Origin of the sequence: Neisseria weixii (genome assembly GCF_002327085.1) — a bacterium.
Lineage (GTDB): Bacteria > Pseudomonadota > Gammaproteobacteria > Burkholderiales > Neisseriaceae > Neisseria > Neisseria weixii.
This window is the reverse complement of sequence record NZ_CP023429.1, coordinates 2,491,767-2,511,904: the sequence shown is the minus strand read 5'-3', so window position 1 is coordinate 2,511,904 and position 20,138 is coordinate 2,491,767. Positions and strand designations below refer to the sequence as shown.

General features: G+C 53.8%; 20 protein-coding genes and 1 pseudogene. 14 read left to right on the top strand and 7 right to left on the bottom strand.

What is annotated here, in order from left to right; translation table 11 throughout:
- Nucleotides 1–3: 3 nt before the first annotated feature.
- From CGZ65_RS12580 to CGZ65_RS12520, 13 genes are all read left to right on the top strand, one after another.
- Nucleotides 4–2,958 (top strand): phage tail tape measure protein, encoded by a 2,955-nt coding sequence (locus CGZ65_RS12580; protein ID WP_096296045.1) that lies wholly within the window; start codon nucleotides 4–6, stop codon nucleotides 2,956–2,958.
- Nucleotides 2,959–3,139: 181 nt separating this feature from the next.
- Nucleotides 3,140–3,550: a hypothetical protein gene (locus tag CGZ65_RS12575; protein WP_096294368.1), complete on the top strand. Its 411-nt coding sequence runs from the start codon at nucleotides 3,140–3,142 to the stop codon at nucleotides 3,548–3,550.
- 14 nt (nucleotides 3,551–3,564) lie between these two features.
- Nucleotides 3,565–7,059 (top strand): hypothetical protein, encoded by a 3,495-nt coding sequence (locus CGZ65_RS12570; RefSeq protein WP_096294369.1) that lies wholly within the window; start codon nucleotides 3,565–3,567, stop codon nucleotides 7,057–7,059.
- A 134-nt stretch (nucleotides 7,060–7,193) separates the two neighbouring features.
- A complete protein-coding gene (locus CGZ65_RS12565) occupies nucleotides 7,194–8,096 on the top strand; it encodes a hypothetical protein (protein ID WP_096294370.1) in 903 nt (300 codons plus the stop codon).
- Nucleotides 8,096–8,464, top strand: a complete 369-nt coding sequence (locus CGZ65_RS12560) for a hypothetical protein (protein WP_096294371.1) — start codon at nucleotides 8,096–8,098, stop codon at nucleotides 8,462–8,464. The genes CGZ65_RS12565 and CGZ65_RS12560 overlap by 1 nt, the downstream gene beginning before the upstream one ends.
- Before the next feature lie 13 nt (nucleotides 8,465–8,477).
- Nucleotides 8,478–10,355: a hypothetical protein gene (locus tag CGZ65_RS12555; protein ID WP_096294372.1), complete on the top strand. Its 1,878-nt coding sequence runs from the start codon at nucleotides 8,478–8,480 to the stop codon at nucleotides 10,353–10,355.
- Nucleotides 10,356–10,389: 34 nt separating this feature from the next.
- Entirely contained in the window at nucleotides 10,390–10,617 is a 228-nt protein-coding gene (locus tag CGZ65_RS12550) for a hypothetical protein (RefSeq protein ID WP_096294373.1), read from the top strand.
- Between the two features lies 1 nt (nucleotide 10,618).
- Nucleotides 10,619–10,960 (top strand): hypothetical protein, encoded by a 342-nt coding sequence (locus CGZ65_RS12545; protein WP_096294374.1) that lies wholly within the window; start codon nucleotides 10,619–10,621, stop codon nucleotides 10,958–10,960.
- A complete protein-coding gene (locus CGZ65_RS12540) occupies nucleotides 10,950–11,150 on the top strand; it encodes a hypothetical protein (protein ID WP_096294375.1) in 201 nt (66 codons plus the stop codon). Before CGZ65_RS12545 ends, CGZ65_RS12540 begins: the two co-directional genes overlap by 11 nt.
- Before the next feature lie 13 nt (nucleotides 11,151–11,163).
- A complete protein-coding gene (locus CGZ65_RS12535; RefSeq protein ID WP_096294376.1) occupies nucleotides 11,164–11,664 on the top strand; it encodes a hypothetical protein in 501 nt (166 codons plus the stop codon).
- Nucleotides 11,661–12,038 (top strand): H-type lectin domain-containing protein, encoded by a 378-nt coding sequence (locus tag CGZ65_RS12530; protein WP_096294377.1) that lies wholly within the window; start codon nucleotides 11,661–11,663, stop codon nucleotides 12,036–12,038. The genes CGZ65_RS12535 and CGZ65_RS12530 overlap by 4 nt, the downstream gene beginning before the upstream one ends.
- 80 nt (nucleotides 12,039–12,118) lie before the next feature.
- Nucleotides 12,119–12,214 carry a Com family DNA-binding transcriptional regulator gene (locus tag CGZ65_RS12525; protein ID WP_096294378.1) on the top strand — a complete coding sequence of 32 codons (96 nt, stop codon included), beginning with the start codon at nucleotides 12,119–12,121 and terminating at the stop codon, nucleotides 12,212–12,214.
- A 47-nt stretch (nucleotides 12,215–12,261) separates the two neighbouring features.
- Entirely contained in the window at nucleotides 12,262–13,095 is an 834-nt protein-coding gene (locus tag CGZ65_RS12520; RefSeq protein WP_096294379.1) for a DNA adenine methylase, read from the top strand.
- Between the two features lie 226 nt (nucleotides 13,096–13,321).
- Here CGZ65_RS12520 and hpf read toward each other — a convergent pair whose 3' ends face one another.
- The 7 genes and pseudogenes from hpf to CGZ65_RS12485 form a co-directional block, all read right to left on the bottom strand.
- Nucleotides 13,322–13,651 carry a ribosome hibernation-promoting factor, HPF/YfiA family gene (hpf, locus tag CGZ65_RS12515; protein WP_096296044.1) on the bottom strand — a complete coding sequence of 110 codons (330 nt, stop codon included), beginning with the start codon at nucleotides 13,649–13,651 and terminating at the stop codon, nucleotides 13,322–13,324.
- 57 nt (nucleotides 13,652–13,708) lie between these two features.
- Nucleotides 13,709–15,069: pseudogene (rpoN, locus tag CGZ65_RS14980) on the bottom strand (RNA polymerase factor sigma-54).
- A 174-nt stretch (nucleotides 15,070–15,243) separates the two neighbouring features.
- The gene (gene lptB, locus CGZ65_RS12505; protein WP_096296200.1) at nucleotides 15,244–15,978 is read right to left on the bottom strand and encodes an LPS export ABC transporter ATP-binding protein; all 735 of its coding nucleotides are present in this window, start codon (nucleotides 15,976–15,978) and stop codon (nucleotides 15,244–15,246) included.
- A gap of 79 nt (nucleotides 15,979–16,057) precedes the next feature.
- Nucleotides 16,058–16,585 carry a lipopolysaccharide transport periplasmic protein LptA gene (gene lptA / locus CGZ65_RS12500; RefSeq protein ID WP_096296043.1) on the bottom strand — a complete coding sequence of 176 codons (528 nt, stop codon included), beginning with the start codon at nucleotides 16,583–16,585 and terminating at the stop codon, nucleotides 16,058–16,060.
- The gene (gene lptC, locus CGZ65_RS12495) at nucleotides 16,566–17,147 is read right to left on the bottom strand and encodes an LPS export ABC transporter periplasmic protein LptC (RefSeq protein WP_096296042.1); all 582 of its coding nucleotides are present in this window, start codon (nucleotides 17,145–17,147) and stop codon (nucleotides 16,566–16,568) included. The genes lptA and lptC overlap by 20 nt, the downstream gene beginning before the upstream one ends.
- Nucleotides 17,144–17,680, bottom strand: coding sequence for a KdsC family phosphatase (locus CGZ65_RS12490; protein WP_096296041.1), 537 nt, complete (start codon nucleotides 17,678–17,680; stop codon nucleotides 17,144–17,146). The genes lptC and CGZ65_RS12490 overlap by 4 nt, the downstream gene beginning before the upstream one ends.
- Before the next feature lie 90 nt (nucleotides 17,681–17,770).
- The gene (locus tag CGZ65_RS12485; protein WP_096296040.1) at nucleotides 17,771–18,745 is read right to left on the bottom strand and encodes a KpsF/GutQ family sugar-phosphate isomerase; all 975 of its coding nucleotides are present in this window, start codon (nucleotides 18,743–18,745) and stop codon (nucleotides 17,771–17,773) included.
- A gap of 241 nt (nucleotides 18,746–18,986) precedes the next feature.
- On the opposite strand from CGZ65_RS12485, the gene tal reads away from it, so the two are divergent.
- Nucleotides 18,987–20,042 (top strand): transaldolase, encoded by a 1,056-nt coding sequence (gene tal, locus CGZ65_RS12480; protein WP_096296039.1) that lies wholly within the window; start codon nucleotides 18,987–18,989, stop codon nucleotides 20,040–20,042.
- The last annotated feature ends 96 nt before the right edge of the window (nucleotides 20,043–20,138 follow it).

The window sequence follows — 20,138 nt, the reverse complement described above, 5'->3', positions numbered from 1 at the left end:
GCAATGGCGCGCATCGGCGGTACGGCCAATCAGTTCGGCTTGGCGGCGGAGGAAGCCGCAGCGCTTGCCGATGCCTTTATTGCTTTGGGCAAACCGCCCGAAGTGGCGGCTACCGCCATCAATGCACTGTTGCAAAAGCTGCAAACCGCGCAGACGCAAGGGGCAGGATTCCAAGATGCACTTAAAAGTATAGGTTTGAGTGCGGATGAGATGGCCGCCAATATCGCCGCCAATCCGCAACAGGCATTAACCGGCTTTTTGAGCAAGTTGCAGGATTTGGACAAACAGAGCCGCGCCCTGGTGCTGTCGAAACTGTTCGGCACGGAATACAGCGACGATATTGCCCTTTTGGTCGGCTCGCTCGGCGAGTATGAAAAGGCCTTGGCCTTGGTCGGTGATAAAAGCAAAGTGGCCGGTGCCATGCAGGAAGAGCTGGCTAACGTGATGGGTACGACGGAAGCCCAAATCAACCGTGCCAAAGCAGCATTTTCGGTGGCGGCGGCAGAAATCGGCAGCGCGCTGCTGCCCGCGATTACGACAGCCGCCGAAGCTGCCGCCTCTGTTGCGGGCGGCGTGGCTAAAGTTGCCCAAGAATTTCCTGTTCTCACCCAGTTGGCCGCGCTGTATGCCGGTGCACGTTTGGCGGTGCAAGCCTATGAAACCGCCGTGCGACTGACGGGCGGCTCGTCGGCGGCATCGTTTGCCAAACAACAGGTCAGCATTAACGGTGTGCGCACATCTTTACAGTCGGCTACACAGGCCGCGCGTGAATTGACGGTGCAGCTGACGGCGGCAAACGGAGCCGGCATGGGCAAGGTCAAAGGCTCGATTGCGACTTTGGGCGGTACGCTGAAATCGGTGGCAGCCAATGCAGGGGCATTGTGGGCAGCATTTGAGACAGGCCGCTCAATTGGAGACGGCCTTTACAAAAACAGCGAGATTGTGCGCAGCTTCGGAGATGAATTGGCGCGTATCCCGGCGATTATCGATTCGCTTTGGACAACGGGCGGGCTGGAAAAATACAACGAAAATTTCAAAACATCGGCTCAATCCGCCCGTGAATTGGCCGCAGCAGGGGAAGAGCTGGCCAAACAGAATGCGCTGAAAAAAGAAAAAGCCGAACAGGCCGCAGCCGCAGAAGCTGCCGCCATCAAAGCCCTGCAAGCCGAATACCGGCAATCGGCATCAGAAGCCGCCGCGCTGGAAACCACGCTCAATGCCTTGCGCGCCGGTGGCCGTGAAAACACCGCCATGTATGCCGAATTTGCCGTGCAGCTTGGAGTTGCCCGAGAAAAAATGGCTGCTTTGAAAGCCGAACTTGACGCTAAAAACGCCAAAATCAGTGTGGATACGGGCGATTTGGCACGCGCCACCGCCGCGCTGGAAGAATTGGGCTTGAGCACGCAGCAAGTTACCACCGGCATGAGCGATAACGCCAATAAAGCCTTGGACAGTTTCAGTCTGGCCGCACGGCAGTTCGGTAATGATGCCGACCAGATGGGGCGGCTGTTTCAGGCGGCCTTGTCCAAAATGGACAGCCCTGAGGCAGTGGAAGCACTTAAAGGCCGTCTGAACGAGGTCGGTAAAGAAGCAGGCCTGACCGCTGAAGAAATCGAAAAAATCGGCGATGCCGCCCCAAAAGCCGCCGGCAAAGTATCCGAAGCCTTCGCCAAAATCGGCGTGGATGTCGATTCCGTCACCACCGGCATCAGCAGCAAGGCCAAACAGGCGTTTGCGGATTTTCAGACGGCCTCGAAAACGGCGGCGCAGCACGGTATCGACGGTGCCAACCTGATCCGCGCGTCGTTCGAGCAGATGATGGGCAAGCTGGAAAGCCGCCAAGAATTTGAAGCATTCCGCGCCCAATTGGAGGCCAACGGCCAAACGGCCAAACTGACCCAAGACCAAATCGCGCGCCTTAATGAGGCGGCGGCAAAAGGTGCGGGTGCGGCCAAAACGGCTTATGACCAGCTTGGCGGCAGTATTAAGGCGGCCGGAGACCCTGCTACGCTTAACCAAATCGCGAAACAGGCGCAGGCGGCTTTTGAGAGCGGCTCAATCAGCGCGGCGCAATACGACCGAGTGATTGAACAGGTCAACGCGCGCGCGCAGGAATTGGCGCAAAACACGGCCAAAGGCGGCGACCAAGCCGTGCAGGCACACCAAAAAGCCGCCGAATCCGCGCGGCAGCGCGAATCCGCCGAACGCCGTGCGGCCAATGCCGTCGGGGAATCAGCCAAGGCAACAGAAAAAGCGTCGGCAGCCGTTACCGACTACGGCTACCGAATGAGCCAAACCCACGGCTATGTCAAGCTGACGACCGAGGAGATGGAAAAGCTTAACCGTGCATTTTCGGGCGTTAAATTCGGCGCGGCCGCTGATTTGGTAACAGCCCAAGTTAAAGATTGGACCGAAAAAATAGCCAACGCCAACGCGGCGATGGAGCGGTTAAACCAATCAACATCAGCCGGCATGGTCAATAATGCCGACCTACAGCGTGCCATCACTGCGACCAATGCGGCGGCGGACAAATTGGGCGAGGTCAAATTAAGCCGATTCCGCGCGGCCATTGAAGATGCCCGCGCCCGAATGCAGGCCTTAAGGCAAGAAGCCAGCGATGCTACCGCGTCTTTGCAGGCACAGCTTGACGAACTGAACGGCAATGCCGAAGCGACTTATGCGTATCAGCACCAAAAGCAGCTTGCTGATTTGCAGGCGAAATTGGCCGAGGCGCAACGGTTCCAGCAGGCCGAAGTGGCGGCGGAATATCAAAAGCAAATCAAGTTGCTCGAGCAGATTTACCAAAAACAAAAAAGCAACCGCCAAGCCGAGCGGGTGCAAGCCCAATCGGTTAGCACGCCCGTCTATTCAGGCGGCGGCAACAGCAATTCCGGTGCGAGTGCCGATGTGTTGCGCCAAATCGGCACAGGCGGGTCAATATCGACTTGGGCCGTCTGAGCAGCGTGCTCAAAGAGCGCGATCAGGCTGTGGTCGACAGTATGTTTAAGCAGCTTGAGGACGGTTTAAAGCGCAGTACCTGATTTCAGACTGCCGCCAAGCCGTAAAGTGCAGCCATGCCCCGCCCAATCAGGCGGGGCTTTTGTTTTAATCAGGTATTAACCACGAAAGGCCGTCTGAAATGGCAAACGATGTTTGGATTCTGAAACGCAACGATACCAATGAACGGATTGAGCTGCCGCAGGATATACGCTGGCGTGATGAGTTTGAGTGGTCGAAAGTGGCGCAAGCCGCGCCGCAGCGGACTTTGTCGGGCGGTTTGATTATCCAGCAAGGAGTCAAGCTCAACGGCAGACCGATTACGCTGTCCGGCTCGTGGGTATGGCACACACTGGGCACGGTGCGCCGGCTACGCGAATGGTCTGATACACCCGAACTGGAGATGACGCTTAGCCATTACGACGGACGCGAATTTAATGTCGTGTTCCGCCTGCACGATTCCGCGCTCGGCAATGTCGAGCCTGTACGTTATGCCACGCCTGAAGCGGGCAGCGAACGCTACACCGCCGAAATCTTATTAATGACTTTTTAAACAGGCTTTAAACCATGAATAAAACCACCCGCCTTACCCAGCAGGATTTGCAGATTTACCCGAGCCAGCGCATGACCGACACGCCGGACGGCGGCGGCCTGATGACGGGGACGCCCCTGACCGGTGCCGATAATGAGATTTTTCCGCCGGTGTCGGATGTTGACCGCACAATGGGCAGCTTTGACGCGCGTCTGCTCTACCCTGCCGTGTTGCGCAACGATGCCGAGCCGCTTTACGGCGGCCATTTCATCATCAGCGAGCCGCCGAAATCGCCGAATGTGTCGTTTTTGGCGTTTAAAGCGCGCAATTACGGCGAAGAGCGGCAGGACATCATGCCGCGCATCGAAGCCTACAGCGTGCCGACGGTCGAAAGCCGCATGACCATGATGGGGCGGCATTTGTCCGGCGTGCGCCTGATTCAGGCCTACCAGCGCGTCGAAGCCCCGCTGCCGAAGGTCGGCGAGCGTTATTGCCTTGAATTTACCGATACCCGAAATTCCGCCGCCGCGCGGCGTTACGAGTATTTCCGTATCCAGAATTTGGAGTCGGAAATCCGCACGTTTGAAATCCCGTTGCCAAACGGAGAAACCAAAGAAATCCGGCGTCGCGTGGTTAAAATGGAAATTACCAATCCGCTGGTCAACGATTATGAGGGCGTAAACTACCCGGTCGAGGGATATGCTAACGCCCCCGTTAAGATTTTGGAAACTCAGGTTGCCGATTCGGCCAGCTATTACGGTGTCAAACCCGTATCCGCGCCGCTGAAAAAAGGCGACGCCGCGCTGACCGTGTCCGGCATTTACGAAAAACTGGTGCCGACATCAACAGTTGAAACCGCCATCGCCGACCAATATCCGGTGCCGTCTGAAATGTGGATACCATCCGCGCCCGTGGGCGTGGTGTTTGCGGGATACCATAACGGCGGTAATCTGTATTTCCCGCAGCCGGTTTTGCCGGGCAGCATCGCATGGGGCAATTTTAAAGACAATGCTGCCGGCCTGCTTTCGGACGGCCGCAACAGCTACTCCGTCGATTACCATCGCGGTGTGATTGAAAACCTGCCGTCCGGCCGCTACACCATCAGCGGCCAATTCGGTGCCAAGTCGTCAGCCGCCCGTTACTCTACCTATGTCGAAGTCAAAGAGACCAACCAAGGCACAGCATGGGCACCGCTGCTCAAGCCGCTGCCCGCCCCGGGCGCATTGGCCGTGTCGTTTATGGCTTTGGGCGTGTGGTACACCCTGAAAGATTTTGGTGACGGTATTATCCGTGACGAGGCCAACACACAGGTCGGCACGGTGTCGTATGTGTCCGGCTCGGTGATTCTTAATCTGCCCGCCATGCCCGATGTCGGCAGTAAAATCGTATTCCAATGGGGCGGCGACGGTTTTCAGACCTTTGACGGCAAGGCCGCGGGGTCGGTGATGGTCGGCACGCCAAGCGGCGGCGACGGCGTGTACGACATCGGACAAGCCGTCAAGCCCGGCACCGTGCGCCTGAGTTGGACGGACGGTGGAGCCAAAACCGCCCGGGACAACGGCGCAGGCGGCATAACAGGTGACATCACCGGCACCATCGACTATGCGTCGGGTGTGATTAAAACGACCGTGGTGCGAGCGGGAAACATCGGCATCGCCCGCGAAGAGTACACGGCAGCAGATGCAAAAGGCGAAGCCCAATGGAAGAAGGGCAACTTGGTGTTAGACATCGGCCGTACCGCGCCGGGCAGTTTTATGGCGGTGTTGTCGGGGAGCCTAAATGTAAAGGTGATCTACATTAAATATCTGATTGACTCTTCCAGTCGCTTTCGTTTTCGTTATGGCGACCGCCGGATTGTCGAAAGTAACTATACCGCCAGGTCTTTTAATTTGGTGATTTCTGACAACGGCTCGGGTGGCCTGCTTTTGGACGGTAACCTGTTGAGTGGCGGCAGCATTGACTATTCAAGCGGCGCAGTAAGAATTCCGGCTGCATCGCTAGATTTGAAGGTGTATGATTCACGGCAAGGCTATGTGGATCCGGGTGAAGGTTTTTCCCGGGTCAGAATAAGTGAGATAGCCGACCGCGAAGTAAGGGTCACGCCCAACGGCAAAATCGTTTGGGTCAAAAAAGAATCTTCCGCCGCCGAGTCCAAATCGGGCAGCGTGCGCGGCTCTTTGGTGTTGGATGCGCTCAAAGGCGGCTATGCCAACGATACTGCGGTATTTGACACATGGCGGTTTTCAGACGGCAAAACCGACATCGTCGAGCGCGGCGGCGTGCTGTATAAAAATTGGGATACCGCATCCGGCAGCGGCCAGATGGTCGGCAACATGGATGATCACGGTAAAGTCGACTTGACCGATGATGCCGTTGACGGCGGCAGCCTCAAAATCACGGCAGGCATTGTAAAGCGGCCTGAAACACTCATGTACAGCTATTCCGGCCGCACGGATTCTGCTCCGGTCAAGCCGGAGAGCTTTACGGTGTATGCAGGTGATTCCGTGGCCAAATCCGATGCCGACGGCAATATTACCGGCGCATTCAACGGCACTATTGATTATGAGACAGGTTTCTACAGCGTCGAATCCGCCGACGGCTTTTATCCGTCGACCATGCGTTACAACGCCGTCACCCAAGACAATCTGCCCTTGGATTCATCGATTATCGGCATCGACTCAGTGCGGCTGCCGTCAGACGGGCGCGTGCCGATTTACCGCAAAGGCGACATGATTGTCATCGGCAGCCATCTCAAGCAGGATTTGGGCGGGTCGTTTACCGGCGGACAGCAAATCACGCTTAACCGCCAAAACATCGACCGCCTGTGTCTGCTGGACGCCGACGGCAAACACGTCCTGGCCGAAAAATACAGCATGGATTTAAAAACGGGCGAGCTGACTTTTTCCGAGCCGCTGGATTTGTCGCAATACGCCATGCCCCTGACCGCATCAATGGCATGGGAAGAAGAAAACCGCATCACCGGTGTGGATATTTCAGGCCGTCTGAAACTGCAATTCGCCCTGTCGCGCGATTACCCGCAGGAAAACACCTACGTTTCCAGCGCGCTCATCGGCGGCGATTTGCTGGTGCGCGCCACCGAGCCTTTCAGCCAGCGGGCGTGGGACAACGTATGGGCGGATGCTATGCGCGGCGAAGAGATTTTGGCCAAACTCAACGTCAAAGACTACCCGTTTAAACTGACCAGCAACGGCGCGGTTACCGAGCGTTGGCTGATACAGTTTACCGGCGAGAGCCAATACCGGCTCTACGGCGAGCAGTTGGGCTTGGTGTTGGCATCGGACACGCTGACCGGATTGGCACCCGCCAATCCGGCCACCGGCAAACCGTATTTCCGCCTGCCAGCCGCGGCATTCGGCGGCGGCTGGGAGCGCGGCAACTGCATCCGGTTCAACACATTCGGCACGCCGCTGCCCGTATGGGTATTGCGCAGCGTCCACCCCAGCCCCGACAAGCAGGCCGGGCGCGACGGTTTCACCGCCTGTCTGCGCGGCAATACGGTGGCCGGGTAAGGCCGTCTGAAAGCCGCAGGCTTCTGCGAAGCTGAAGACAAACTGCCGCCAAGCCGCAAAGTGCATCCGTGCAAGCCCCGGTTTCCGGGGCTTTTCTGCATAATGAGTGCATATGTTTTTTTAGGGATTCAACCATGTTTAATACTACCCGCACGCCCGTAAAATTATATAAGTGGGATGACCCGGGTGCGCCTCAGGTCAGCTATACCCAAGGCTCAATTAAAACCGTTTTAAAAGCGTGCTTGATTAGCGGTTACGGCGATGGAGACAACCGTAAAGAGCCGTTAGGGTGGAAAATCAGCTTTGAGGAGGATTATAAAGCTGTTTTCGCGCCGAAGGATGACGAGGCGGAAGGCTGGGCGCTGTCAGCGGATGATTCTTGGCGGGGCAATACCGGCAACCAGACCGACTCAGGAGCGCGTTGTCGGATTATTTTAAACCCGACATCAATTTCAAACGGTGAAATTGTCAATTCCGAGGCCTGGTGTGGTTTTAGTTATTCGTCATTTAAAGGTTCCGGTAAGTGGTGGCTTGTTGGCAATGGCAGAGCATTTGTTTTGGTTACCTCTGATTCATCGTCGTCTAGAGAATGCGGCTTTCTTTATTTTGGCTTATTCCCGTCGGTTGCTGATCGGCAGTCCGGTAATTTGTGTTTGGGTTTTGTGGGCGGGTTTGGGTCAGCTGCTTATACCGGCGGGAGTTTGCATATCCAATATGCGCGCAGCTATGACTATTTATCGGGGGCAGGAGGAAGGATAGTTTCTAAAGCTAACGGTTATTATTCTGTTAAATACCCTAACCCGGCTACCGGCGGGTTTTGTGCCGACGACTGCTATCTGTTGGAGACTGCCAACTCATTGAACATGCTTGCCGGCTCTTTACCCGGCTGTATGATGATTTTCGAGGATATGCCTACGTCAAACGAAGTGCCGTTTGGCAAGATTTTTAAGGATCTTGACGGCAGCGGTGACCAATACCTTTATTGCAGAGTTAATGGCCGGGGCATGCTGGTCAACCTTAATGCGTGGGAAATGTGATGGCCGACCTGTTTTTCCGCAGCCGCCCGGTATTTTATTACAGGCAATTGAGTTATCAAAACCATTTGTTGCAAAGTAACTGTTTTTTAAGGTCGGCACACCATAAATACGGCGGCAAGGGCTGCATCGCCGGCGAAGCAGACGGCATCGTCACCGTCGACGGCCAACCCGCGTCACGCCGCATCTACCTGTTTGCCCTACCCGCGATGGAATGCATCGCCGACACATGGAGCAAGCCTGACGGCAGTTACCGTTTTGACCGTCTCAACACCGATAAAGAGTACATGATGGTTGCGCGCGACTACAAAAAACAATACGAGCCGGTGAGCTACGACTACATTAAGCCGTATGTAGATTCAGACGGCTGAGAGGCCGTCTGAAATGTCCGACCCTAAAAAATACACCGCCAATGCCATACCGCTGCCGTTTGCGCAGCGGATTGACGGGCGGTCTGAAGCCAACCGCCTGCCGTTGCCTTTCAGACGGCCTTTGGGCTATGCCGGTGATGACACGCCGCCCCATGATACGGGGCAGCAGCCGGATAACCCTTTGCCGCAGCCCAAGCCTGACGACGGTTATGCGCGTGTGTCTCAAGGATGGGGATTTGTGCAGCACGCGGTCGGGTCGGCAGCGGTTTGCCGGGGTGCCGGTTATACCCATGCCGCTTTGCGGCTGCCTTTTCAGACGGCGTGGGATGCCGCGTCGGATGTGTCGGTGTGTTTAGAGCCGTTTACCGACGCTTTGGCCGATGTGCGCCGTGATACCGCCGCACATTACAGGCCGTCTGAAAAACTCGGCGGCTGCGGCCATGTGCAAACCGGCGGTATTGCCGATTTGAGACGCTGTGAGCAACCGCACACAAGCGGCAGCGCGGTTCGGGCAAACGGCAATCATGACGACACGTCGGCGGTTTCCGGCCTGTTTGTCGATACCTGCACGCAACCCCGTACCAGTGCGAGCGGTGCAGTGGGCTTGTGTTTGGATTCGGACTTGCACGCGGCGCAGGATTTGGCGGCCTGTCTGCACCCCCGATACCAACCGGCCTTAAGCGTGCCGTGCGAATACTACGAGATTCCGCTCGAGCCGGAACCGGACAACACCGAAAAGACCTATATCTGCGGCATCCGTCCGCCGTCCAACCGCATGGCATTGCGGTTTCAGCGGCGCAAAATCGCCCACGCCGCCCACGCCATACCGTTGCCGTTTGCCTGTTTTGACCAATCGGCCACCCCGATTTTAAAAGGCTACATCATGCAAAACACCGTTTCCGCCGCCGTTGACGGCCGGCCGCTCAATCTCTTGTCGGCTTCCTTTACCTGCGACACCGGCGGCTACTGCTGGCAGGGCAGCGTGACCCTGCCGCCTGATGATTTCGTGCGGCTCAATATCGACGGACGCGCCAAAGGCAGCCCGGCCTTAATCAGTTGCCGCATTAATGGCGATAATTTTGTTTTCATGGCCGAGGATTACAGCGACAACCGACAGTTCGGCCAAAAATCCTACACCGTTACCGGGCGCAGCCAAACGGCCCTGCTGGGCGACGACTACGCGGCAAAAGGCGACGGCACTTACCGCAACCCGATTTATGCGGCGCAAATCGCCAACGGGCAGCTTAAGTTCGGCAGCGTCAAGCTGGACGGCTGGGGCATCGCCGATTGGCTGATTCCTGCCGATGTGTATTCCGTGACGGACAAAACGCCGATGGCCGTGCTGCAGGAGCTGGCGGCCGCTGCAGGCGGTTTTGTCGAGAGTGACCGAGCCGAAGCCGTGGTACGGCTCAAACCGAAATGGCCTAAGGCTGCGTGGGAGATTGATTCTGCCGCCCCTGATGTCGCCGTGCCGTCCAGCGTGATTATCAAAATCAGCGGCCGGCGCAGCGTGTCGGAAAAAGCCAACGGCGTATTCGTTTGGGCAAACCATGACAAAGGTGTGGGCGGCGACATTTACCGCAGCGGCAGCGGCCGCGAGCCGCGCGCATCGGCTTTGAGCGGCGCGCTCTACACCGACCAAGCCGTGTTGACTGCCGCCGGTATCACCGCCTTGAGTGCCACGGGAATCCATAAAAAAGAGACGGTGACGCTGCCGGTATCCGACAAGTACGCCATCCCTTTGGCCGCGCTGGGGCAGATTTGGCAAATCCAAGAGCCGGTCGGCATGTGGCAAGGCGTGGTTACCGGCGTAACGCTGGACGTATCCGTTGCCGACGATGCGCCGGTGGTGACGCAAACCTTGAGCATAGACCGTTATTTGGACGATTAAACCGTTTCAGACGGCCTTTAAAGATTTTTGACGTATGAATAACTATCAAAGATTAAGCAGCATTTTAAGCCGTCAGCAGCAAGGCGTTGCCCAAATCACCGGCGACTTGGGTGGCGGCGCATGGGCGGCGCGCTCGCAGGGCGGCAGTAATTTGGTGCTGAGCGGTCAGGCGGCAATCGGCAATAAAGTGTTTTACGACATTAAGACCAACAAAATCTTGAGCCAAGCCCCGGATTTGCGGTTGATTGAGTTGGGAGTGTGACATGACAAAAAATCCCGAATTGAGGTTCAAGCGCGGCGAAACGGTGGAAATTACCGTTTTATTCGATATTTTGGATGATTACGGCATTTCGTCGCTGACAGGCGTGACCGCCGTTGCCCAATTGCGGCGCAAACACGGCGGTGATACCGTGGCGGATTTTGACGTATCCGTCTACCCCGAAACACCGCGCGTTTTACTGACTTTGACTGCCGGTGTCTGCGCCGCACTCGATGCCGGCCAATATGTGACCGATGTGATGTTCACCCGCCTTTCAGACGGCCTGACCCAATACAGCGGCGACATTGCCGTCAACATTATCAAGAGTACCAGCCATGCTGACTGATTTTAAAGTATACCGCGGCAACATCGAACATGCCGGCCATCGATACGATGACGATTTATACCGCGTGTGGCTCGCGCAGCCCGGCAACCGCGACAAGTCGTTTGACGATTTTACCGAGTGGCTCGCACAAAGCAAAAGCAGCCAAGAAGCCCCTGATTTCGTCGCCCGATTTATTCTTGCCCTCAACTGATTTAGGAAAAAAAATGAAACTGATTGACCGTATTAACCAGTTTATCGATGCCGCCGGAGCCGCCATTAAAGGCATCCGCACCGACATCGGCCAAAAAACCAACTTGCAAACCAGCGACAAAAACAGCTTGGTCGGGGCCATCAATGAGCTTAAAAGCATGGTTGACAACAATCAGGCCGGCGGCGCATTGATTGACGACGTATCGGCAGCATCAGCCACAACCGTATATTCCAGCCAAAAAACCGAGCAATTGATTGCCGCCGAAGGCCAAAACATCCGCAATCAAATCTTAGACGGCGCAGATACCGCTTACGATACGCTAAAAGAAATCGGTGATTACATTAAAGAAGACAAAAGCGGCGCGGCAACGATGGCCGAGCAAATCGGCAAACGTCTGCGCATCGATGAGGCGCAGGAATTGACGGCCGAGCAAAAAAACGCCGTCGAAACCACCCTTAACTTAGGCGATACCGATACCGACTTCGCCGCACGATTTAAGGCAGCCCTAAAATGACCTTGGAAGAGCGAATCGAAGCATTGTCTATAGCGGTGGCAGAAGAGTTAAACAGCCGCAAGGAGCAAGCCGCACCACTCAATATCCAAAGAGGACGTGTGGTGTTCAATGATGCCGTTCTGAAAAACGATTTATCAGGATGGACAGGCTTACTTAATGGCGCAATTGCCAATTCATCTGTTTATAACATCAGATTTAAAAAGCCTTTTAAAAAAGTGCCGGTAGTGACCCTTGCCCAGCAACGCACAGATACGCCAAGCTGGCGATTTATTGAGATAGTCACCGTGACCGAAGAGATGTTCAGCATCCGCTGCAACTACTGGGGCAATAACTTGATATTGCATTGGATGGCAATGGAAGAAGAGACGGCATAGCAGAAAATAGATTTACCAGAACGGAATTTAAATAATGTCATGTTCAACAGGTTCCCCCGCCCGAAAAAATCTCAAATGAAATGCGGTGTATGAATTGTAACAAGCTGCTGGCTAAAGGATGTGGCTGTGTACAAATCAAATGTCCGCGTTGCAAAACATTCAATCAATTTAAATAAGCCTTTGAGCTTTGTCTTCGAGTGCCGCGAGCACCGGAGATTAAAAAGTGACTAAAGTTTGGAATCAAGCCCCGATCCCTTTTGTTGGACAGAAACGGTTTTTTCTACAATTATTTAAAGAGTCTTTGAAACAAATTCCTGATGATGGTGCGGGGTGGGTGATTGTCGACGTATTCGGCGGCAGCGGCCTATTGGCACATACCGCCAAACGCAATAAACCCGCAGCGCGAGTCATCTATAATGACTTCGATGGGTATGCCGAAAGATTAAATAATATCCCTGATTACAACCGCCTATTGGCAGAGATTCAGGCACTTACAAAAGACGTGCCAAGAGAAGTGAGATTGCCGCAGGATGTGGAAGCGGCAGTAAAATCGGCCATCCGTAATTTCGACGGTGCAATTGATGTCAGGGTGTTATCATCATGGCTGCTTTTTAGTACCAAACAGGCAGTTGATATTGCGCAATTATTGGGCTGGGAATTTTATAACAAGGTGCGCAAAACCCCGTTTAATACGTGTGATGGTTATTTGGACGGGTTGGAAATTGTTTCTGAGGACTACGAAAATCTCATGCACCATTATCAGCATGGCGAGAATATCTTATTTGTACTTGATCCGCCTTATGTGGGCACGGAGCAATTTGCCTACAAGAACGAGAAATATTTCAATATGGTCGCATTTCTGAAGCTAATCCACCTGACACGTCCGCCTTTCATCTTATTCAGCAGCAATCGGAGTGAGATTTGTGAGTATCTTGACTATTTAAAAGAGTACGAACCGCAGGCTTGGAGTAAGTTTGCAGATGCACAAATACATAAGTTACCTGTCAAGATGGCTAAGGGGGTTTCTTATGAGGATAATATGGTGGTTAAATTTTAGATTTTGCGTTTTTTTGTCATGGATAAACTACAGGGAAGCTATGACAAAAAAACGCAAAACTATGACAAAACGCGCGCTACCTTACAGTTGCGTTAATTGTCAACAGACTTTAGTGTCCTGTTTTTATTTTAATTAACTATATTTGTATCGTTAGTTGAAAAACGAATGAATGATCAATCATAAAAAATGCCGTCTGAAAATTTTCAGACGGCCTCTTAATAAGCATTTATTCTTGTTCGGTGCCAACCACATCGGCAGGGCGTGGGGCGCGGGTATCATTGCTTTTTTCTTTATGCTTCAACACCGCCCGATCCAATTTATCCATTAATACGTCAATCGCGGCGTACATGTCTTGTTCTACCGCTTCGACGTGCAAATCTTTACCGGCCAAGTGCAAATCGGCTTCGGCTTTTTGATTCACTTTTTCAACCGACAGGGTAATGGTCACGGAAATCACATTGGCGGCATGGCGGTTGATGCGTTCCAATTTTTCAGACACATAGTTTTTAATCGCTTCGGTAACATCAAAATTCAGACCGGTAATTTTCGGGTTCATAATAAAACTCCTTCGGTGAGTAAATCCGCCAACGTGACGGGCATAAAAATCTTGTGTTCAGCCGATAAGCTTGCGCTTGTGCGCAGGCGGAATACCGAGTGACTCCCTGTATTTGGCGACAGTGCGGCGGGCAATTTCAACGCCTTGCTGTTTTAAGAGCTGCACCAAGGCTTCATCGGAATGAGGTTTGTGCGCGTTTTCGCTGTCAACCAATTGCTTGAGCATGGCTTTAACCGCACCTTGGCTGACGCCTTCGTTGTCGCTGTCGGTACTGATTGCTTGTGTGAAGAAATAGCGTAACGCAAATAAACCGCGTGGGCAAGCTAAATATTTTTGATTGGCGGCTCTTGAAATGGTTGATTCGGCCAGCTCCAATTCGGCGGCGGCATCTTTGAGCAGCATGGGTACCAAGCCGATTTCGCCGAAGATGAAAAAATCTTCTTGCCGCTCAACGATGTATTCGGCCAAGCGGATAACCGTGCTTTTGCGCAATTCCAAGCTGTCTATTTTTTGGCGCGCTTCTTGGAGCTTTTCTTTCCATTCGGGCGATGCGTCTCCGATGTCTTGCAGCAGCTCGGCATATTCGCGGTTGATTTGGATTTTAGGCCAAGCCGCTTCGTTGCCGCTGACTTTCCAGCCATCAGCCGTTTCTCTGACCCATACGTCGGGTTGAATGTAGGCGGTCGGCTCGGCAGAAGCGAAACCGTAGGCGGGGTAGGGGTTGAGTGATGCAATCAAATCCAAGGCCGTCTGAATGGATTCGGGCGTGGATTCGGGATACATTTTTTGGAAACGCTGAATATTTTGCTGGCGGTTTTTGCCCAGCTGTTCAAATGAGCTTTGTATCAGATGGCCGGCCAGTTGGCGTTCGGGTGAAGGGGCTGGCGCATCAGTTGCAGCATAAGGGATTCGGTAATGTCTGCGGCGGCGACACCCGGCGGGTCGAAGGTTTGCAGGATGTCGAGCGCGTTTTGCAAATCGTCTTCATCCAGCATCCAGTCCAGCGGCGTATGGTCGATGACTTCCGATAGGCTGTCGGAAAAGTAGCCTTGATCGTCAAGAAAATCAATCAGAATGTGGACGTGGGCGGCTTCGGTTTGGGAAAGAGGGTGTTCGCACACTTGTGCATGCAGATAAGCATTGAAATCTTCTTCTTCGGCGACATTGAGCCAAGCATCTTCGGCATCGTCGCCGCCGATTTGGTTGCTGCGCGGTAGGGCTGCGGAAAGGCTGTTGTTGAGCTCGGCATCGCTGAATTCATCAGATTCGGGGCGTTCGAGTAAGGGGTTTTCCTGCAGCCAGTCTTCTACTTCGCGCTCGATGTCTTGGTTGGACATCTGCAATACGCGCAAGGCTTGTTGCAGCCTTTGGTTGAGCTGCTGGGTTTGCTTGAGTTTTAAGCCGAAATTGGGATTCATAGGATAAGTAAGTTGCGTTTTTCGTTTATTTTTTTAGTGCCGGCCATGTTGCCGCGTGCGTTTACGGGGAAACATGAAAGGCCGTCTGAAATAAGTTACCACAAAATGAGCGTGGTTACTATTTTTCAGACGGCCTCTTTTCATATTTATCAATAAAAGGCGGGTTTCAGGGTATCAGTATTTGAAATTTTCGCCCAAATACACAGCACGTACTTTTTCGTCATTGACCAAGTCGTCCGGGTTGCCTGAAGCCAATACCGTGCCTTCGCTGATGATGTAGGCGCGGTCACAAATACTTAAGGTTTCGCGCACGTTGTGGTCGGTAATCAATACGCCGATGCCGCGCGATTTGAGGAATTCGATGATTTTTTGAATATCGATGACCGCCAAAGGATCGACACCGGCGAAGGGTTCGTCCAGCAGAATAAAACGCGGTTTCATTGCTAAGACGCGGGCGATTTCCACGCGGCGTCGTTCACCGCCCGATAACGATGGTGCCGGGTTGTGGCGAAGACGCTCGATGTTCAAATCGGCCAACAGTTTGTCGATTTCGCCGTCGATGCCGCTTTTGTCTTTCAGGCTGATTTCTAAAATGGCGCGGATGTTTTGTTCGACGGTCATTTTGCGGAAAATCGAGGCTTCTTGAGGCAGATAGCCTACGCCCAAGCGCGCACGTTCATGAATCGGCAGGTGGCGCAATTCTTGGCCGTCGAGCGTGACGCTGCCGCCATCGGCAGCAATCAGGCCGACAATCATGTAGAAGCTGGTGGTTTTGCCCGCGCCGTTGGGGCCGAGCAGGCCGACCACTTCGCCGCTTTCGATTTCCAGCGAAAAATCTTCCACAACTTGGCGTTTTTTGAAACTTTTTTGCAGGCCTTGGGCGACAAGGCGGCTGGCTGGTGCAGTCATAATCTGTTCTTTAAGCGGAATCAAGGTTGGATAGGCCGTCTGAAAGCTTGGTTTAACAAAAGGTTCAGACGGCCTCAGTTTATTGTTTGGTCGAAGTCGGCTGAATCACCACGCTCACGCGGCCGGATTTGGCCGGTGATTTCACACCGGCCTGTTTCGAGCCGCCGTGAATGGTATAGACTTCGGTGCGCATATTGTAGGTAATCACCGCGCCTTGGGCGACATCCCCACCGCGTTGCACTTTGGCATTGCCGGTAAGCGTCACCAAGCCGGTAGCCGAGGCGTATTCGACTTGGTTGCCTTGGCCGTTGACCGTGCCTTTGTTGCCGTCAAGCTGCTGGCTGAAATGCACGGGCGAGCCGTTGGCTTTCATCAATTGTTCGCCTTTGTCGTTACGCGAAACGGTAACGTTGGCGGCATTGATATTCAGCGTGCCTTGTTTGATGATGACGTTGCCGCTGAAGGTGGTAGTCTGTTTGGCTTGGTCGAGCGAGCCTTGATCGGCTTCGATCTGAATCGGTTGGCGGCTGTCGCTTTGCAGCGCGAAAGCAGGCGCACTGATCATCAGGGCGGACAATGCGGCGGCTTTAAAGATTTTTAGCATCATAAATCGTGGCTTTCACTTTTGATGGGAAATTGAGTAAACCTTTGGTGTGGTCGTAAGTCATGCCGACAGAAGAGCCGTGGGATTGACCGTAGGTAAATTCAACCGGATGCTCGGTTTGGGCAAACTGGATCCGGGTGTCGACATGAATAAATTCGGTTTTGACCGTGCCGGCAGGATGGGTGGCATCGGCCGGTTTGGTCAGCAATACTTCTTTTTGGAACACGGCAACACGCGTATCGGTGTTATATAGGCCTTCTTTGCCTTTCACTTGGTAAGCGGGCTTGCCTTGCTGATGTACGTCAAGCTTAGGGGAACGGAAATGCACGTCTTTGCTGTTGGGCAATTGGAACGCTTCGGTAGCGGTGAAATGCTCTTGCAAATTACCTTGCTCATCAAAACGTTTGCCTTCCATACCGCCCATCCAATATTGCGGCTCATCGGGATTGAGTTGTACTTCTTCCGTTTGAATCTCGCTGATACGGCCGAGCCAAGCCGACAGGCCGCCGAGCACGACAGCCAGAATCAAAGGAAAAGCGAGACCGTAGTGCCATCTTATTTTCATTTGATATACTCGTTCAAAGCAGGCTGCAACGTGCCTTGCGTCTGCATAATCAAATCGCATACTTCGCGCACCGCGCCTTTGCCGGCGGGGCGTCGGGTGATGTAGGCCGCATGTTCCCGTGTAAACCAATGCGCTTCGGGCACGGCTACCGGCAATCCGCAGCGTACCATCACCGGCAAATCAACCACATCGTCGCCGACAAATGCGCATTCGTGTTCCGCCACACCCGCTTGTTCCCGTAATTGCGCATAGGCCGCACGCTTATCGTGAATGCCTTTGAAATAATGGGCAATGCCCAATTGCTGCACGCGGATGCTGACCGATGGCGCATCGCGGCCGGTAATAATGGCCGTCTGAACGCCGCTGGCTGCCAGCATTTTGATGCCGTGGCCGTCTAGCGTGTGGAAAGATTTGATTTCTTCGCCGGTGTCGCGGATGTAGATATGGCCGTCGGTCAACACGCCGTCCACGTCTAAAATCAACAATTTAATGGCGGCGGCGCGCTGTTGCAATTCGGGGGATAAGCTCTGCATGGCGGGTTCCTTGTTCAGACGGCCTATTCTAGCATAAAGGCCGTCTGAAACGTTTCGGGTAGAATAAACGGTGCGTAAAGTTTTGCAGCCTTACACAATACGCGCCATCAGTAAATCATGCATATTGAGCGCGCCGGTTAACAGACCGTCTGAATCGGTGACTAAGAGGCCATTGACATGGTTTTCCTGCATGTGTTTCAAGGCTTCGGTAGCAAGTTTGTCGGCGGCGATGGTTTTCGGTTTGGTGTGCATGATGTCGTCGACGGTTAAGCCTTTGAAATCATCACGTTGTTGGAACAGGCGGCGCAAGTCGCCATCGGTAAACACGCCTTTCAGACGGCCTTCGTGATCGGTTACGGCCAACATGCCCAAGCCTTTTTCGCTCATGTGTACAATCGCGTCTTTGAGCAAGGTGCCGCATACCACTGCAGGCAGTTTGCCGCCGCCGTGCATGATGTCGGCCACGCGCAGCAACAGGCGTTTGCCCAAGCTGCCGGCCGGATGGCTGAGGGCGAAATCATCGGGCGTGAACGCGCGCGCTTTCAGCAACACAATCGCCAGCGCATCGCCCAGCGCCATCACGGCGGTGGTGCTGGAAGTCGGCGCCAAACCGAGCGGGCAGGCTTCTTTGGAAACCGAAGCCGTGATGTGGATGTCGGCATGGCGTGCCATGGTCGAAGTCGGGCGGGCGGTGATGCAGATTAAGGTCACGTTTTTGCGTTTCAAGGCCGGAATAATCGCCGCAATTTCATCGCTTTCGCCCGAGTTTGACACCGCCATCACCACGTCGCCATCGACAATCATGCCCAAATCGCCGTGTGCCGCTTCGGCGGGATGCACGAAAAAAGCCGGTGTGCCGGTGGAAGCCATGGTAGCAGCCATTTTGCGGGCGATGTGACCCGATTTACCCATGCCCATAATCACCACGCGGCCTTGGCAATGCAGCAAGGCCTCGGCGGCCTGAACAAAATGTTCGTCCAACTCATTGGCGATTTCGTGCAAGGCTTCCGCTTCGATATGCAGCACATCGCGCGCCCAAGGTAAGTAAGATTCGGTCGTTGTCATCATTATGTCCGTCAAAGTGTGATACTGTTCAAAGGCTGGAAATCAAGGTATAGTGAAAATCCATCGGTTTGACAATTTATCGTGATAGTGAATGGTCTTAAAGCCGGACGGCGTTGGCTTGCCTTACCTTACCGTACCAAATTGTATGGTCTGCGGTGCGTCCTTGTCCTGCACCATTCAGCCTCATTCACTATGCCAACAATATACAAGACTAAACCCGCTCAACAAAAAGGATTCAGAGATGACTATTTTATCGGACGTTAAAGCATTAGGCCAACAAATCTGGTTGGACAACTTATCCCGATCGCTGGTGCAAAGCGGCAAATTGGCCGAAATGGCCAAGCAAGGCGTGTGCGGCGTGACTTCCAATCCGGCGATTTTCCAAAAAGCCTTTGCCGGCGACGCGTTGTATGCCGATGAAGCAGCCGCTTTGAAAGCACAAGATTTGAGCCCGAAAGAGCGCTACGAGACCTTGGCAATTGCCGATGTTCAGGCGGCTTGCGATGTGTTGCTGGCCGAACACGAATCTACCGGCGGCAAAACCGGTTTCGTCAGCTTGGAAGTCGCGCCGGAATTGGCTAAAGATGCTGCCGGTACTGTGGCCGAAGTCAAACGCTTACACGATGCCATTGGCCGTAAAAACGTGATGATTAAAGTGCCGGCCACCGATGCCGGCGTTGAAGCGTTGGCACAATTGGTTTCAGACGGCCTGTCGATTAACCTGACCTTGCTGTTTTCCCGCGCGCAAACCCTGAAAGCCTATGCCGCTTATCAGCGCGGTATTGCCAAGCGTGTGGCTGCCGGTTTGCCTGTTGACCACATCCAAGTGGTGGCCAGCTTCTTTATTTCGCGCGTGGATGCTGCTTTGGATGCAACCTTACCAGAACATTTGAAAGGCAAAACCGCCATTGCCTTGGCCAAAGCCGCTTACCAAGATTGGGAACAGTTTTTCAGCAGTGCCGAATTTGCCGAATTGGCCGCCAAAGGTGCCAACCGCGTGCAATTATTGTGGGCCTCGACCGGCGTGAAAAATCCCGACTATCCGGATACCTTATATGTTGACAGCCTGATTGGAGCGCACACCGTCAATACCGTACCGGACGCCACGCTCAAAGCTTTTGTCGATCATGGTGTCGCCAAAGCCACGCTGACCGACAACACCGATGAAGCCTTGGCGCAACTGGCCGAAGCAGAAAAACTCGGCATCGATTTGGAAGCTTTGGCAACCCGTTTGCAGGAAGACGGCTTGAAGCAGTTTGAAGAAGCTTTTGATAAACTTTTGGCGCCGTTGGCTTAAAGTTTGATCAGAATAGATTGAGCCGTCTGAAAAAATAATTTTCAGACGGCCTGAGACCTTTGCAAAACCCTTGTTAAACCTCACACAAAGCAACCA